11 protein-coding genes and 1 pseudogene are annotated in these 15,583 nt (G+C 69.6%); 5 read left to right on the top strand and 7 right to left on the bottom strand.

The genetic code is table 11. The annotated features are described in order from the left end of the window. Positions 1-37 precede the first annotated feature (37 nt). From argG to JSQ98_RS01325, 3 genes are all read right to left on the bottom strand, one after another. Positions 38-1,459 (bottom strand): argininosuccinate synthase, encoded by a 1,422-nt coding sequence (gene argG / locus JSQ98_RS01335; protein WP_090148024.1) that lies wholly within the window; start codon positions 1,457-1,459, stop codon positions 38-40. Between the two features lie 117 nt (positions 1,460-1,576). Next, positions 1,577-2,575 (bottom strand): malate dehydrogenase, encoded by a 999-nt coding sequence (locus tag JSQ98_RS01330; protein WP_211648025.1) that lies wholly within the window; start codon positions 2,573-2,575, stop codon positions 1,577-1,579. A 9-nt stretch (positions 2,576-2,584) separates the two neighbouring features. Further along, entirely contained in the window at positions 2,585-3,421 is an 837-nt protein-coding gene (locus JSQ98_RS01325; RefSeq protein ID WP_211648023.1) for an aldo/keto reductase, read from the bottom strand. A gap of 104 nt (positions 3,422-3,525) precedes the next feature. On the opposite strand from JSQ98_RS01325, the gene hrpA reads away from it, so the two are divergent. After that, positions 3,526-7,482: an ATP-dependent RNA helicase HrpA gene (hrpA, locus tag JSQ98_RS01320; protein ID WP_211648021.1), complete on the top strand. Its 3,957-nt coding sequence runs from the start codon at positions 3,526-3,528 to the stop codon at positions 7,480-7,482. Positions 7,483-7,497: 15 nt separating this feature from the next. On the opposite strand, the gene JSQ98_RS01315 is transcribed toward hrpA, so the two are convergent. Continuing rightward, positions 7,498-8,295: an NAD-dependent epimerase/dehydratase family protein gene (locus JSQ98_RS01315; RefSeq protein WP_211648019.1), complete on the bottom strand. Its 798-nt coding sequence runs from the start codon at positions 8,293-8,295 to the stop codon at positions 7,498-7,500. A gap of 188 nt (positions 8,296-8,483) precedes the next feature. Here JSQ98_RS01315 and JSQ98_RS01310 point away from each other — a divergent pair, with 188 nt between their 5' ends. Then, positions 8,484-8,843 (top strand): hypothetical protein, encoded by a 360-nt coding sequence (locus tag JSQ98_RS01310; protein WP_090148013.1) that lies wholly within the window; start codon positions 8,484-8,486, stop codon positions 8,841-8,843. Between the two features lie 41 nt (positions 8,844-8,884). On the opposite strand, the gene JSQ98_RS01305 is transcribed toward JSQ98_RS01310, so the two are convergent. Continuing rightward, positions 8,885-9,388, bottom strand: coding sequence for a YflT domain-containing protein (locus JSQ98_RS01305; protein ID WP_234037075.1), 504 nt, complete (start codon positions 9,386-9,388; stop codon positions 8,885-8,887). A 62-nt stretch (positions 9,389-9,450) separates the two neighbouring features. Beyond that, complete coding sequence (locus tag JSQ98_RS01300) at positions 9,451-10,449, bottom strand: YncE family protein (RefSeq protein WP_211648017.1); 999 nt, start codon at positions 10,447-10,449, stop codon at positions 9,451-9,453. Positions 10,450-10,752: 303 nt separating this feature from the next. On the opposite strand from JSQ98_RS01300, the gene JSQ98_RS01295 reads away from it, so the two are divergent. The 3 genes and pseudogenes from JSQ98_RS01295 to JSQ98_RS01285 all read left to right on the top strand — a co-directional run bounded on the left by JSQ98_RS01295 (position 10,753) and on the right by JSQ98_RS01285 (position 13,769). Further along, positions 10,753-12,027 carry a magnesium transporter MgtE N-terminal domain-containing protein gene (locus tag JSQ98_RS01295; protein WP_200329402.1) on the top strand — a complete coding sequence of 425 codons (1,275 nt, stop codon included), beginning with the start codon at positions 10,753-10,755 and terminating at the stop codon, positions 12,025-12,027. Beyond that, positions 12,024-12,614, top strand: a complete 591-nt coding sequence (locus tag JSQ98_RS01290) for a DUF1003 domain-containing protein (protein WP_234037077.1) — start codon at positions 12,024-12,026, stop codon at positions 12,612-12,614. The genes JSQ98_RS01295 and JSQ98_RS01290 overlap by 4 nt, the downstream gene beginning before the upstream one ends. Then, positions 12,607-13,769, top strand: a pseudogene (locus tag JSQ98_RS01285) (Mrp/NBP35 family ATP-binding protein). Before JSQ98_RS01290 ends, JSQ98_RS01285 begins: the two are co-directional and overlap by 8 nt. Here JSQ98_RS01285 and JSQ98_RS01280 read toward each other — a convergent pair. Then, complete coding sequence (locus JSQ98_RS01280; RefSeq protein ID WP_211648015.1) at positions 13,756-15,579, bottom strand: putative bifunctional diguanylate cyclase/phosphodiesterase; 1,824 nt, start codon at positions 15,577-15,579, stop codon at positions 13,756-13,758. The pseudogene JSQ98_RS01285 and the gene JSQ98_RS01280 sit on opposite strands and share 14 nt — an antisense overlap. Positions 15,580-15,583 lie beyond the last annotated feature (4 nt).

The following is a 15,583-nucleotide window of genomic DNA, read 5'->3' as shown; positions in this document are numbered from 1 at the left end:
AACGGATGGGCCCTTCGTACGTCAGCAGTGCGCGAACTCAGTCGGTGCCGGTGTCGAACGCCGCCGACAGGCCGAGCTCGTCCGCGTCCTCATCGATGCCGCCGACGGCGTTCGCGATCTCAGCCGCGCCGCCCTGCTCGAGCTGACCGACGAGCTCCGCGATGGAGCCTCCGACGAGCCCGAGCTGCGCGTACTGCTCGAGGCGCTGACGCGAGTCGGCGATGTCGAGGTTGCGCATCGTGAGCTGCCCGATGCGGTCGACCGGGCCGAACGCGGCACCGACCGTGCGCTCCATCGACAGCTTCTCGGGGTGGTAGCTCAGGTTGTCGCCCTCGGTGTTGAGGATCGTGTAGTCATCGCCGCGGCGCAGCCGCAGCGTGACCTCGCCCGTGATCGCAGAACCGACCCACCGCTGCAGCGCCTCGCGGAGCATGAGCGACTCGGGGTCGAGCCAGCGGCCCTCGTACATCAGACGTCCGAGCTTGCGACCGTCCGTGTGGTAACTGGCGAGCGTGTTCTCGTTGTGGATCGCGTTGACGAGCCGCTCGTACGTGATGTGCAGCAACGCCATACCGGGCGCCTCGTAGATGCCGCGCGACTTGGCCTCGATGATACGGTTCTCGATCTGGTCGGAGACGCCGAGACCGTGGCGACCGCCGATCGCGTTCGCCTCCAGCACGAGGGCCACCGGATCGTCGTACACGACGCCGTTGATCGCGACCGGGCGACCGGCCTCGAAGCGCACGGAGACCTCTTCGGTCGCTACCTCGACGTCGTCGCGCCAGGCGGCGACGCCCATGATCGGCTCGACGATGTCGAGGCCGGCGTCGAGGAACTCGAGCTTCTTCGCCTCGTGCGTCGCGCCCCAGATGTTGGCATCGGTCGAGTAGGCCTTCTCGGTCGCATCGCGGTAGGGGTACCCGTTGGCGACGAGCCACTCGCTCATCTCGTGGCGCCCGCCGAGCTCTTCGACGAACTGGTGATCGAGCCACGGCTTGTAGATGCGCAGCGCCGGGTTCGCCATGAGCCCGTAGCGGTAGAACCGCTCGATGTCGTTGCCCTTGTACGTCGAACCATCGCCCCAGATGTCGACGCCGTCTTCCTTCATGGCGCGAACGAGCAGGGTGCCGGTGACGGCACGACCGAGCGGTGTCGTATTGAAGTAGGTCTTTCCGCCCGAGCGCACGTTGAACGCGCCCGTCTGCAGTGCGACGAATCCTTCTTCGACGAGCGGGCGCTTCGCATCGACGTGACGGGCGATCTCTGCGCCGTACTCTTTCGCTCGATCAGCGACGCCATCGATATCGGGCTCGTCGTACTGACCGATATCTGCGGTGTACGTGCAGGGCACTGCGCCCTTTTCACGCATCCAGGCGACTGCGCAGGAGGTGTCGAGACCTCCGGAGAAGGCGATGCCGACGCGCTCGCCCACGGGGAGGGAAGATAGAACCTTGGACATGCCCTCTATCCTAGGGCTCCTCCGAGCCTCCGAATTCCGCGGGTGAGCGCGCGGCGCGCCGGTCGACGCATCACGGGCGCCGTTGCAGCCTCGGGCGGCGACCGCGACCGCGCCCGGCTACGGGATCAGCCCGAGCTCCTGCACCGCGTCGCGTTCGGCGGCGAGCTCCGCGACCGATGCGTCGATCCGCTCCCGCGAGAACGCATCGATATCGAGCCCCTCGACGACGCTCCAGTTTCCGCCTGCGGAGGTCACCGGGAACGACGAGATCAGGCCCGCGGGTACTCCGTATTCACCGCGCGACACGACTGCGGCGCTGGTCCAATGCCCCGCCGAGCGCTCCCCGGTGCCGAGAAGCCAGTCGCGGGTATGCTCGATGGCCGCATTGGCGGCCGAGGCGACCGAGGATCCCCCGCGCACCTCGATGATCTCGGCGCCGCGCTGCGCGACGCGCTCGATGTAGGGCCCGCGCGCCCAGGAGGCGTCGACGATGTCGAGGGCCGGCCGCCCCCGAACCGTCGCGTGGCTGAGGTCGGGATACTGGGTCGCCGAGTGGTTGCCCCAGATGGTGACCCCCGAGATGTCGGCGACCGGGGTGCCGGCCTCGGCGGCGAGCAGCCCAACGGCGCGGTTGTGGTCGAGTCGGGTGAGCGCGGTGAAACGCTCCGACGGCACATCGGGCGCGTGCTGCTGGGCGATCAGCGCATTGGTGTTCGCCGGGTTGCCAACGACGACGACGCGCACGTCGTCGGCAGCGCGGTCGTTGATCGCCCGACCCTGCGGCCCGAAGATCGCTCCGTTCGCCGCGAGCAGATCTCCGCGCTCCATCCCGGCGGAGCGCGGGCGCGACCCGACGAGCAGTGCGACGTTCGCGCCATCGAACGCGACATTCGCATCGTCGGCGATCTCGACGCTCGCGAGCGTCGGGAACGCGCAGTCGGCGAGCTCGAGCGCAGCGCCTTCTGCAGCGCGCATGCCCTGGGGAATCTCGAGCAGTCGAAGCGCAACGGGCTGATCCGGGCCGAGGAGGTCGCCGGCCGCGATCCGGAACAGGGCTGCGTAACCGATCTGTCCGCCGGCGCCGGTCAGCGTGATGGTGATGGGTGCGTGGGTCACGTCGTGCTCCTATCGTCCGTCGAACGTGCGCGGATCCGGTCCGAAGTTCGTTCCGGCCTCGTAGGCGTCGATGGCCGCCATCTGCGACGGATCGAGCTCGAAATCGAACAGGTCGGCGTTCTCGATGAGGCGCTCCCGGCGCACGGTCTTCGGGAAGATGATGCGCCCCTGCTGCACATGCCAGCGGAGCACCACCTGCGCCGGGCTCTTGCCGTGGGCTCGTGCGATCTCGAGCAGTTCGGGCCGCTCGAAGAGGTCCGACTTGCCCTGCGCGAGCGGCGCCCACGCCTCGATCGCGATGCCGTGCTCCCTGCAGAACTCGACGAGTTCTCGACGCTGATGCAGGGGGTGCAGTTCGATCTGGTTGACCGCCGGCACCACGCCGGTCTCATCGATGAGCTGCTGCAGATCGGAGATCTCGAAGTTCGAGACGCCGATCGCCGAAGCCCGGCCCGACTCCGCGATCTCGATGAGCGCCTTCCACGCGCCCAGCGCCTCTCCGAACATCGGCTGGGGCCAGTGGATGAGGTAGAGGTCGACCCGATCGAGCGCGAGGCGGTCGAGGCTCTCGGCGAAGGCGTCCGCTGCGCGCGTCTGGTCGGTGTTCCAGAGCTTGGTGGTGACGAAGACCTCGTCGCGCGGGAGGCCGCTGCGCGCGACCGCCCGGCCGACCTCCGCCTCGTTGCCGTAGAGGCTGGCGGTGTCGATGTGCCGGTATCCGACCTCGAGCGCCGTGGTGACGACTTCCTCGGCCTCACCGGGTTTCACGAGATAGACGCCGGAGCCGAGCTGCGGGATCGACGTGCCGTTGTTGAGGGGAACATTCGGGATCGGGAGTGCAGACATCGTGCCCTTTCAAGTGGTCTCGCGGAACAGCCGCCGACCCAGCGATCGGCGCGGTCGGCGTCAGTCTACGCTCGGGCGACTGGGCGCGGGATAATAGGAGCATCATGACGTCTCCCCCGCTCCAGATCACGTTCCCAGAGGAGCTTCCCGTCTCGCAGATGCGCGAGGAGATATCGGAGGCGATCCGTACGCACCAGGTCGTCATCGTCGCGGGCGAGACCGGCTCCGGCAAGACGACCCAGCTGCCGAAGATCGCGCTCGCCCTCGGGCGCGAACGGATCGCCCATACGCAGCCGCGGCGCATCGCGGCTCGCACCATCGCCGAGCGCGTCGCCGAGGAGCTGGGATCTGAGCTCGGCGGTCTCGTCGGCTACCAGGTGCGGTTCACCGATCAGGTGTCGGCCGAGACGCGCGTCCGCCTCATGACCGACGGCATTCTGCTCAACGCGATCCACCGCGACCGTGAGCTCTCCGCCTACGACACGATCATCATCGATGAGGCGCACGAGCGCAGTCTGAACATCGACTTCCTGCTCGGGTACCTGCAGACGCTGCTCCCCCGCCGCCCCGACCTGAAGGTCATCATCACGTCGGCGACCATCGACCCCGAATCCTTCGCGAAGCACTTCGCAGACGCGAAGTCGGGCGAGCCCGCTCCGGTCATCGAGGTGTCGGGCCGCACCTACCCCGTCGAGGTGCGGTACCGCCCGCTGGTCGAGCAGATCGAGAAGCCCGATGCGAAGACCGGCGCTCCGAAGGTCACGACGATCGAGCGCGACCTGTTCGAGGGCATCGGCGACGCCGTCGACGAGCTCGCGAAGGAGGCGCCGGGCGACGTGCTCGTGTTCCTCTCCGGCGAGGCCGAGATCCGAGACGCCACCGATGCGCTGCAGGGGCGTCTGCGGAGCTCGGCTCGGAGCGCCCGCACCGAGATCCTGCCGCTGTACGGGCGGTTGAGCAGCGCCGAGCAGCATCGCGTGTTCGAGCGGCGCACGGGCGGCGCTCGTCGCATCGTGCTGGCCACGAACGTTGCCGAGACGTCGCTGACGGTGCCCGGTATCCGCTACGTCATCGACGCCGGCACGGCGCGCATCTCCCGGTACAGCGCCCGCAGCAAGGTGCAGCGTCTCCCCATCGAAGCCGTCTCGCAGGCGAGCGCGAACCAGCGGTCCGGCCGTTCCGGTCGCACCAGCCCGGGCATCGCGATCCGGCTCTACTCGGAGGAGGACTTCGCCTCGCGCCCCGAGTTCACGGAACCGGAGATCCGGCGCACGGGGCTCGCGTCGGTGATCCTCCAGATGCTCGCGCTCGGCCTCGGCGACATCGCCCGCTTCCCGTTCCTCACTCCGCCCGACCAGCGCGGCATCGCCGACGGTCTCGGCCTGCTCGCCGAGCTCGGCGCCGTGGAGGCCGCTCCCGCGAAGGGGCGGAACCGGGGCCGGGGCGGGCCGCGCGGCGGCGAGCGCGGCGCGACCCATCGGATCACGAGGATCGGCCGCGAGCTCTCCCGCCTCCCCATCGAGCCCCGGTTCGCCCGTATGGTCGTCGAAGCCAGGGCGCACGACGTGGTGCCCGAGGTGCTCGCGATCGTCGCCGGTCTCACGGTGCAGGATGTGCGGGAGCGCCCCCAGGCCGAGCGCGGTCGCGCCGATGAGCTGCACGGTCGGTTCTCCGACCCGCAGGGCGACCTCGCGACGCTCCTGAATCTCTGGAACTACCTGCAGGAGCAGCAGCGCGAGCTGTCGTCGAGCGCCTTCCGCAGACTCTGCAAGGCCGAGTATCTCAATTTTCTGCGAGTGCGCGAGTGGATGGACCTGTATCGGCAGCTCGCGAGGATCGCGAAAGCCCCGCGCGATGGCGCCGACCGTGGTGCGACCGGCGGTTCGGGTGAGGCGATCCATCGATCGGTGCTCGCCGGGCTCCTGTCGCAGCTCGGCGTCCGGGACGACCGGCAGGATCGCGCCGCGCCGGCGCGCGGCCGCTCTGCAGCGGGCGCGACGAGGCGCAAGCCGGCGCAGGAGTACCTCGGTTCGCGCGGCGCGCGCTTCGTGCTCTACCCGGGTTCCGTGCTCGCGAAGAAGCCGCCTGAGGTGGTCATGAGCGTCGAGCTCGTCGAGACCTCGCGCCTGTTCGCCCGCTCCAACGCGGTGGTGGATCCCGCGTGGGCCGAGGAACTCGCGGGTCCGCTCGCGAAGCGGCAGATCTCGGAGCCGCGATGGGAGAAGAACCAGGGGGCGGCAGTCGCCTACGAGCGGGTGACGCTCTACGGCGTTCCGATCGTCGACCGCCGGCGCGTGCAGCTCGCCCGGTACGACCAGGAGCACGCGCGCGAGCTCTTCATCAGGCACGCGCTCGTCGACGGGGAGTGGGATTCGCCGCAGGCGTTCGATCGCGCGAACCGCCAGCTGCGGCGCGAGCTCGAACAGCTCGAGGAGCGCACGCGACGCCGCGACATCGTGGGCGACGACGAGGCCATCTTCGAGTTCTACGATGCGCGCATCCCAGCTGACGTCGTTTCGACGCGCAGCTTCGAGGGGTGGTGGAAGCAGAAGCGCGCGACCGACCCGCAGTTCTTGCATCTCCGGCGCGAAGACCTCGTGGAAGACGACGCCGACTCGGTCGACGAGCAGGAGTTTCCGAGGCAGTGGTCGCACGGCGATCAGACGCTCCGCCTGAAGTATCGCTTCGATCCGACCGCTGAAGACGACGGCGTCACGGTGAACGTGCCGCTTCCCCTGCTCCCCCGCCTCGACGGATCGGACTTCGAGAAGCTCGTGCCCGGGTTGCGGCACGAGCTGGTCACGGCCCTCATCAAGACGCTGCCGAAGGCCATCCGCAAGCACGTCGTCCCGGCCGCGGATTGGGCCCGGACGCTGCTCGCGACGGTGGGCCCGCAGCTCGACGCCCCGGTGGCGCCTGGCTCGACGCCGCCGGCGCTGACGCAGCTGCTCGCCACCGAGATCCGCCGCCGCACGAGCGTGCCCGTAGCGCCCGCGGACTTCGACCCCGACCGGCTTCCGGCGCATCTCACACCCACGTTCCGGGTCGTCGACGGACGCGGCCGCACCGTGGGAACCGGCAAGAACCTCGCAGAGCTCCAGACGGCGCACCGCGAGCGCGCGACCGAGGGCGTCGCGAAGGTCGCCGCTGCCGCACTGCCGAAGAGCGATCTCGAACGCACCGGTGCGACCTCCTGGACCTTCGGAGATCTGCCCCAGCACGTCGATTCGACGTACGCCAAGGGACGCGGATCCGCTGGCGCCGGCGTGGTGCGCGCGTACCCGGCGATCCTCGACCGTCGCACCGCTGTCGATCTGGTGCTCGTCGCCGATCAGGGCGAGCAGGAGCGCATCTCCCGGCGCGGCATCCGCCGCCTCCTCGTGCTGAGCTCTCCTTCGCCGGCTTCGTACGTGCGCGACCACCTCTCGAACCAGGAGAAGCTGCTGCTCGGCGCTGGACCCTACCGCACGCTCGACCAGGCGATCGCCGACGTGTCGCTCGCAGTCGCCGACCGTGTGATCCGCCGACACGCGGCGGACGGGCTCATCTGGAGGGAAGCCGAGTTCGAGGCCCTGGCCGACGACTACGCCCGGTCGCTCATCGACGAGATCTACGGTGCGATCTCGCTCACCGCGCGCGTGCTCGACGGCGCCCGCCTGGCCCGCAAGGCGATCGACTCCGCGAAGTCGATGCAGGTGCTCGGCCAGGTGGCCGATGCCGCCCGGCAGGTCGACGGCCTGGTGTTCGAAGGCTTCGTCTCGCGAACCGGTCTCGCACAGCTGGAACGCGTGCCGGTGTACCTCGAAGCGGTGCAGATGCGCATGCGCGCCCTCACCGAGCAGCCGGGCCGGGATCGCGCCTGGCAGAACGAGATCGACCGAGCGGCCGCTCTCTACACCGAGGCCGGCGGGGTCGTCCCGCTGCCGGTCGACGCACCGAAGCGGCTCGTGCGCGCCCGGTGGCTGATCGAGGAGCTGCGCGTCAGCCTGTTCGCGCAGCAGCTGCGCACCGCGGAGCCCGTCTCGCTGCAGCGCATTCAGAAGGCGCTGCGCGAGGAGTGACGCTCGGGCCGACGGTCAGGGCAGATCCCGCATCCGGTCGAGCGAGTAGGAGGCCTCGGCGTAGGGCCCGCCCTGGGGTGCGAGCGGGTCGAACGGGAGCGGGTCTCCCGACGCCGTTGCGTTGTCTTTCGGCGCGAACCCGATCGCCTCCCCCGCCGCCAGATCCCACCAGCGCGCCTCATTTGCCGAAACCGCATAGAACACGACCCCGGGTTCGGTCGTCGTCATCGCCGCGATGAAGGCCAGCACCGCGTCGGCTGGGCTCAGCCAGGTGCGCTGCTCGCGGGCCGACGTCGGCTGATCCTCGTAACTTCCGATGCGCACGGAGGCCGTGCACAAGCCGAACTTGTCGGCGTAGAGCCGGCACAGGGCCTCGCCGGCGACTTTGGACACCCCGTAGAAGCCGTCGGGGCGCGGCGGCATGTCGGGCGACACCATCGTATTCGCCGGGTACATCCCGGTCAGCCGATTGCTGCTCGCGAAGACGACCCGTGGAGTGCCTGCCCGTCGCGCAGCCTCGAGCACGTGGTACGTCCCGACGATATTGACCTCGGCGAGGTCGTGGAAGTCCGCCTCGTCCGCGATACCGCCGAGATGGATCACACCGTCGGCGCCTCGCAGCACCTCCGTCAGCGCGGTCAGGTCTGCGAGATCAGCCACCGCGAAGCGGTCTCGATCACCGACGACCTCGGCCCGACGCGCATCGGTCGAGGTCAGTGCGACCCCCCGATCGTGCAGCGCTCGCCGCAGCGTCGACCCGATGGTGCCCGCTGCTCCCGTGACCACCCAGTGACTGTTCTCGATCGCGCCCATGCTCGGATCCTACCGGGGAGCGGCGCCCGCTCTCCCGCGCGCCTTCAGGAGCAGCCAGGGCCGCGTCAACCCCGCGACGCGGCGGCGGCCAGCTCGTAAACTGGCGCTGGCCGACCTCCCGTGCGCTCCGCGCCGTCGGATGCGGCCTGCGTCATCCCGACCACCGATCGAGCATTGGAGAGTGCCCCGTGAACGAGACCCCAGCCTCAGACCAGGAGATCGCCGACGCGATCCGCCAGTTCCACGAAGCACGCGCCGAGTCCGGCGACCTGGCGGCACAGGCGCTCTCATCGGTCTCGGCCGACGAAGGCATCGTGAAGGTGGTCTACGACGCGTCGCTCTCGCATCCCGACACCCGCGCCTGGCTCTCCGAGCACTCGATCGAGAACCTCGCCGAGTACGCCTGCACCCCGCTCGCCCAAGCGACGCCGGAGTCGACGCGCATGCGCATGTCGACGGTCCGCGTCGAGACTGAACTCGCGGATGGAACGCCGCTCGGCGCTCTCGAGAACGCCGGCATCCGGGCGCTGAACGGTCTCGAGAAGTAGTTCGGGATCGCGCGGGCCGGGCCCCGGTCCGCGCACGCGCGCTACTTCTCCACGGCCTCCGTGAGCACGCGCCGCGCTTCGTGCAGCAGCTCGGGTTCGGTGATCAGGTCGTATCGCGTCGCGACCATCTGCATCACCGACGAGAAGTCGCGGCGGTTGCGGTTCATCGCGTACGACAGCACGCCGAAGAGCATTCCGAAGCCCGCACCGATGGCGATGGCCGCGGCGAAGACGCCGAGAATCGCGCCGTTATCCGGCTGGAAGATGAAGAGGAGCAAGCCGAGGAAGAGCCCGAGGTAGGCGCCGGAGAGCGCGCCCATGAGCGCGACACGGCCGTAGGTGAGTCGGCCGGTGACCCGCTCGACGCTGCGCACGTCGTTGCCCACGATGCTGATCTGCCGCACGGGGAAGCTCGCGCGAGCGAGCACGTCGACGGCGTGCTTCGCGTCCTCGTACCGGTCGTACGTCGAGACGATCTCGCCCTTCGGAATCTCGGGGACCAGCGGGAGACGCGACGACCGCATGGGTCCATCAGGAGTGCTCATAGTGCGATTCTCCCATTTTCGGCGACGAACGCGACGGAGGAGTCGGGGAATCTCACCCGGATTCAGCTCCGAGCGTACGAAACGAGGGCCTGCGGATAGCCAGCGACGGGGAGCGCGCGCGTTTCGAGCGAATCGAGTGATACCAGGGTGATGCCGTCCCACCCCTCGTTCCGCGTGTTCCCGCCCGCGACAGCCGCGAACTCGGCGCCCTCGGCGTCACTCCACACCGCGACCGTCTCATGGGGGACGTCGAGCGGCACGACGCGCTCCTCCCCCGCACCCGCGCCGGTCACGCGGAGCAGCGACAGATTGGGGCCGCTCTGCGCGTTGCCGAACGCGCCGGTGCCGACCGTCATGAGCACGTCGCCAGCGAGCGCCGTGCCGTGGGCGTGGGAGTCCGCCGTGCTCGTGAGCGCGGCGGTCTCCCCGGTGCGAGGGTCGAGCTTGACGACGACCCGCCCCTGGTACGGGAGCAGGATCGCGCCTGCGGCATCGACCGCGCCGTAGTGCGGCTTCTCCCACGAGGCGAGCCCGCCCTCGGTGCCGAACGGCGCGACGGTGTGACTCGTCGGCACGAGTGCGGCCGCATCGACGACGGTCACAGTGAACCCATCGTGATCGATCGTCGCCGCCCACGTGCCGTCCGGCGCGACGACGACGTCGAAGGGCCGGAGCCCGACGGGAACCGAACCGACGAACTCGCCGACGCGCGTGTCGAAGACCTCGAGGGCGTACGCGCCATCACCAGGGGTCACCGCGACATAGACCCGATTGCCGTCGGGCGAGACCGCGAGACCGAGGCCGCCCGGCCGGTACTCGCCGAACTCGACGCGATTCGCCGGGTGCAGGAAGGGCACCAGGGCGGCGCGGGAGGCCGCACCGAGATCGATCACCGCCAGACCTTCGGCGGTCGCCGCGTACCCGGTGCGTCCGTCACCCGCGACGCCGACGCCCCAGGGCGCGGCTCCCACGGTGACGAGCTGCACCGCCTCCGCATCCGAGACGGAGGGGTCGATGATGGCGACGGCGTCGGACTGCGCGAGGGAGGCGAGCAGCAGCATCGGGGCCTCCTGCGGCGCAGACGGGGCGTCACTCTCCGGGGCGGGGGCGGGGTCGGGGGCGTACGGTCGCCTGGCGAGGTGTCTGCTCGCGGTTCCGGGGCGCACCCGACGAGCAGCGCCCCGGCCGCCGCGAGCGCGCCCCAGGCGGTGAGGCGCACCGCGTCTCTGCGCGACACGCGATGCTCGGTGTCCCTCCGAGCTGGGGCATCGGCTGGCTCCCACGGCGCTGACGGGCCGGAGAGCGAAGACGCTGGGTGCATGCCCTCAGTATCGCCGCACGTCGCTGAGCGGTACCGTAGTGGGGTGAGTACTTCGAGGATCTTCGTCGGTCGGCTCGCCGGTCGCGGCGTGTTCGATCCGGTCGGCGACCGCATCGGCAAAGTGCGCGACGTACTGATCGTCTTCCGGGCGACCAGCGCCCCGCGCGTCGTCGGCCTCATCGTCGAAATTCCCGGGAAGCGCCGCGTGTTCGTGCCGATCGGCCGCGTCACGTCGATCGGTTCCGGTCAGGTCATCACCACCGGGCTCATCAACGTGCGCCGATTCGAGCAGCGCGGGGGCGAGACCCGCATGATCGCGGAACTCATCGGGCGCGACGTGCAGTTGGCTCAGACGAACGCGGGTCCCACGACGACCGCGCGGATCGAAGACGCCGCGATCGAGCGGAGCCGCACGGGCGAGTGGCTCGTCACGGAAGTGTTCGTGCGCCTGCCGAAGCCCGCGGCCCCGTTCAGCCGAGGCGACGCCCGCATCGTGCGCTGGGGCGAGCTGCGACTTCCGAGTTCTGCCGAGGGCACGCGCACCGCCGAGCTGCTCATCCAGACACTGGTCGATCTGAAACCGGCCGACCTCGCGGAGGCGCTGCTCGAACTGCCTCAGCCGCGCATGATCGAGGTGATCGAGGAGCTGCCCGACGAGCGCGTCGCCGACGCGCTCGAAGAGATGAGCGAACAGGATCAGCTCGCCCTGCTCGCGCAACTGCCCTCCGGCCGCACCGCCGATGTTCTCGACCGCATGGAGGCGGACGACGCCGCCGACCTCATCTCAGCGCTGCCGGCCGCGCAGGGCGCCGAGCTGCTCGACCTCATGGAGCCGGAGGAAGCCGAAGACGTGCGTCGACTGCTCGAGTACGATGCGGACACGGCAGGCGGGCTGATGAGCCCTGCGCCGATCGTGCTGGCCGGGGAGTCGAGCGTTGCCGAGGGTCTCGCGATGATCCGCAGGGCGGAGATCTCTCCGGCGATGGCGTCTGCGGTGTACGTGACGCACCCGCCCTACGAGACGCCGACCGGCGAGTACATCGGCCTCGCGCACTTCCAGCGCATGCTGCGGTTCCCGCCGCACGAGCGCATGGCTTCGCTGCTGGACGCCGAGATCGAGCCAGTGACGGTGCACGCGAGCGCGGCCGAAGTATCCCGCCGCCTCGCCAGCTACAATCTCGTCGCGCTGCCCGTGGTCGACGATCAGAACCGGCTCGTCGGAGTGGTGACCGTCGATGACGTGCTCGATCATCTGCTGCCCGACGATTGGCGGCACGCCGATGACGACGCCCCGGTCAGCACCGGAGCCGCCGGATGAGCGCGTTCAAGCGGGGCGGCGGGCTCGACGCCCCGCGTGCTGCGAGCGCGCGGGTCTCGGCGCGCGGTGAGGGCCGCTCGGGCAACAGCGAGCGCTTCGGCCGGTGGACCGAGAGCATTGCGCGCGGCATGGGTACCCCGTGGTTCCTCTTCGCACTCACCATCGTCTGCGTCGCCTGGCTGCTGTGGAACACCTACGGGCCCGAGTCCTTCCGGTTCGATTCTGCGGCGCTCGGTTTCACGGCGCTCACGCTGATTCTCTCCCTGCAGGCCTCGTACGCGGCGCCGCTGCTCCTGCTCGCGCAGAATCGCCAGGATGACCGCGACCGTGTGCAGATCGAGCAGGATCGCCAGCGCGCCGAGCGCAATCTCGCCGACACGGAGTTCCTCGCGCGCGAGGTCGTCGCCCTGCGTCTCGCGCTCAAAGATCTTCCCGACCGCGACTTCCTGCGTGCAGAACTCCGGTCATTGCTCGCCGAGCTCGCCGACGACGAGGCATCGAGCGACGAACCGCGAGATCGCGGCACGAGGAGTCGCGCTCGGCGCGACGCCTCGCCGGAGCGGTCTGCGAGCTCGCAGGATGACTGAACGGCCCGCCGCCGGAACGGCGCGGGCCGTCTGGGATGCGCTCGATCGCGTCAAGGACCCCGAGATCCTTCGCCCGATCACGGAGCTCGGCATGGTGCGCGACGTGACGGTCGATGCGGCCGGGGGCGCCGAGGTCTCGATCCTGCTCACCATCGCCGGGTGCCCGGCGGCTCGGCGCATCGAGGCGGATGTGCGAGCGGCGACGGAGGCGGCGCCGGGAGTCACGGCGGCGGAAGTCATCGTCGGCGTGATGTCGACGCGGGAGCGCCAGGCGTTCATCGAACGCGTACGGGGGGATCGCGGTGCCCGGCCGCAGCAGTTCGGCCCGGACTCGCTCACCCGCGTCATCGCCGTGACGAGCGGCAAGGGCGGCGTGGGCAAGTCGTCGTTGACGACGGGGCTCGCCGTCGCGCTCGCCCAGCACGGCTTGGCGGTCGGACTCGTCGATGCCGACGTGTTCGGGTTCTCCATTCCCGGGTTGCTCGGACTGAGCCGCGACGGGCGCACCGAGCAGCCAACGCGGGTCGGCGAGATGATCCTGCCGCCCGTCGCGCACGGTGTGAAGGTGATCTCCATCGGCATGTTCCTCGGTGACGCCGATCCGAGAAGCACGGCCGTATCCTGGCGGGGGCCGATGCTGCACCGCACGATCGAGCAGTTCCTGCGCGATGTGTGGTTCGGCGACCTCGACGTTCTGCTCCTCGATCTGCCGCCCGGAACGGGCGACATCGCGATCAGCATCGGCCAGCTGCTGCCGCAGGCCGAGGTGCTGGTCGTCACCACTCCCCAGGAAGCGGCGGCGGATGTCGCCGTTCGCAGTGCTCTCGTAGCCCGGCAGACCGGTCAGAAGGTCATCGGCGTCATCGAGAACATGGCTGGGTTCACGCAGCCGGACGGGAGCGTGCTCGACCTGTTCGGGGCGGGCGGGTCCGCCTGGTCGCCGAACGACTGAGCGACCCGGAGCACGGCACCGTTCCGCTCCTCGGAAGCGTGCCGCTGAGCCCCGTCTTCCGCGAGGGCGGCGATGCGGGGGCGCCGACCGTTCTCACCGACCAGGCGGACCCGGCCGCGGCCGAGGTGATCCGTATCGCCGCGGAGCTCGCCCGCAGCGGGCGCGGCCTCGCCGGGCGCTCTCTCGGTATCAGCCCGCGATAGCCGGCGCCTCGATGGGCTCGGGCCCGCCGAAGAGGTAGCCCTGGAACGCGTCCACGCCGAGGGCGTGCAGGAGGGCGAACTGCTCCTCCGTCTCAACCCCCTCGCCGACGACCTGCAGGCCGAATATCCGGGCGAGGCGCACGATCGTCTCCGCGATCGCGGCCGTGCGATCGTCTTCGACGATCGACGAGACGAACGACCGGTCGATCTTCAACTGCTGCACCGGGAGCCGACGCAGATAGTTGAGCGAGGAGTAGCCCGTGCCGAAGTCGTCGAGCGAGGCGTGCACGCCGTCGGCGCGGAGGTGCTCGAGCAGCGAGATCGTGCGAGCGAGGTCGCTGTGGAGCACGCTCTCAGTGAGCTCGAACTTGAGGCGGCCGCGTGCGATGCCGTACCGCGAGATCACCTCGCGCACGCGATCCTCGAATCCGTCGGCGTGCAGCTGGCGCTCGCTGAGATTCACGGCGAGGGTCAGCTCGTCAGTTGCCTCCGAAGCGGCCCAGTGCGCGAGCACCTGGCATGCGCGTTCGAGCACCCAGTCCCCGATCTGCGTGATCAGGCCCGTCTGCTCGGCGATCGGGATGAACTCATCGGGTGGGATCAATCCGCGGGTGCTGTGCTGCCACCGAATCAGGGCTTCCTTGCCGATCACGCGGCGCTTCCGATCGACGATCGACTGCGCGTAGAGGCGGAGTTCGCCGCGTTCCACGCCCGCTCGCAGTTCGGAGACGAGCACCATGCGGTCGTGCACCTCGTCGAGCATCCGCTGCTCGAATCGCTGCGCGCGCCGTTGCCCGCTCAACCGCTTCGCCCGCTTCCGCGCGATCTCGGAGCATTTCATCACTTCATTGGCATCGTCCGACGCGATGAACGCGTCGGCCCCGCGCTCCGCGTCGGCGCGAGCCGGGTCGCCACGGGCGCCGGGCGATGTCCAGAGCACGTGCCCCACGCTGACCCCGGCGCCGATGACGATGCCGGAGAACGTCTCACTGGCTGCTGAGAGCGCTTCGAACATGCGCCCGATGGTGGTCTGCACGGCGTCTTCGGCGGCGCCGAGCTCGACGCCCAGATCCTGCAGCAGCACTCCGTAGGTATGGGAGCCGATTCGGCCGACGCGGGTGACGCCGTCGGCCAGGCCCTTCAGCCGCAGCCCGGCGTCGAGGAGCAGGCGGTCCCCCGCTTCGAACCCGAACGCATCATTCACCGATGGGAGTTGGTCGAGGCTCACGGTCACCAAGGCAGAGAACTCATCGCTCGGCGTCCGACTCGACGTGATGCGCTCGATCGCGCGGAGCATGGCCGCCCGATTCTCGAGCCCGGTCACCGGATCCACGTAGGCGAGACGTCGCACGGCGGCTTCGGCGTCCCGCCGCCGCTTCGCCTCCGTGCGCAGAGCCACGTAGCTGACCGGCAGGTCGCCGTCTCCCATGAGGGGGATGATGGTCGTATTGAGCCAGTACTTGGACCCGTCGCGAGCGCGGTTGCAGATCTCACCCTGCCAGATGCGGCCTTCGGAGATCGTGCTCCAGAGGTCAGCGAAGAAGGCGGCCGGATGGTGCCCGGAGTTCACGACGCGGTGCGTGCGTCCGATCAGCTCGTCGCGCCGAAACTGCGAGAGCTCGCAGAAGCGATCGTTGACGTGCGTGATGCGGCCCGTGGCATCCGTCACGGCGACGATCGACCGCTCGTTGAGCGCGATCAGGATCTTGTCGGTGTCGTGCTGCGGACGCGCGACCCGCTCACGCGTGCTGCGCTGTTCATTCGAGATCCCCCCGACGGCACCATTGCCGTCGATCTCGTTCGCGGTCACCCGA

Source organism: Leucobacter manosquensis (assembly GCF_018304845.1).
GTDB lineage: Bacteria > Actinomycetota > Actinomycetes > Actinomycetales > Microbacteriaceae > Leucobacter > Leucobacter alluvii.
This window is presented reverse-complemented; position numbering and strand designations above follow the sequence as displayed.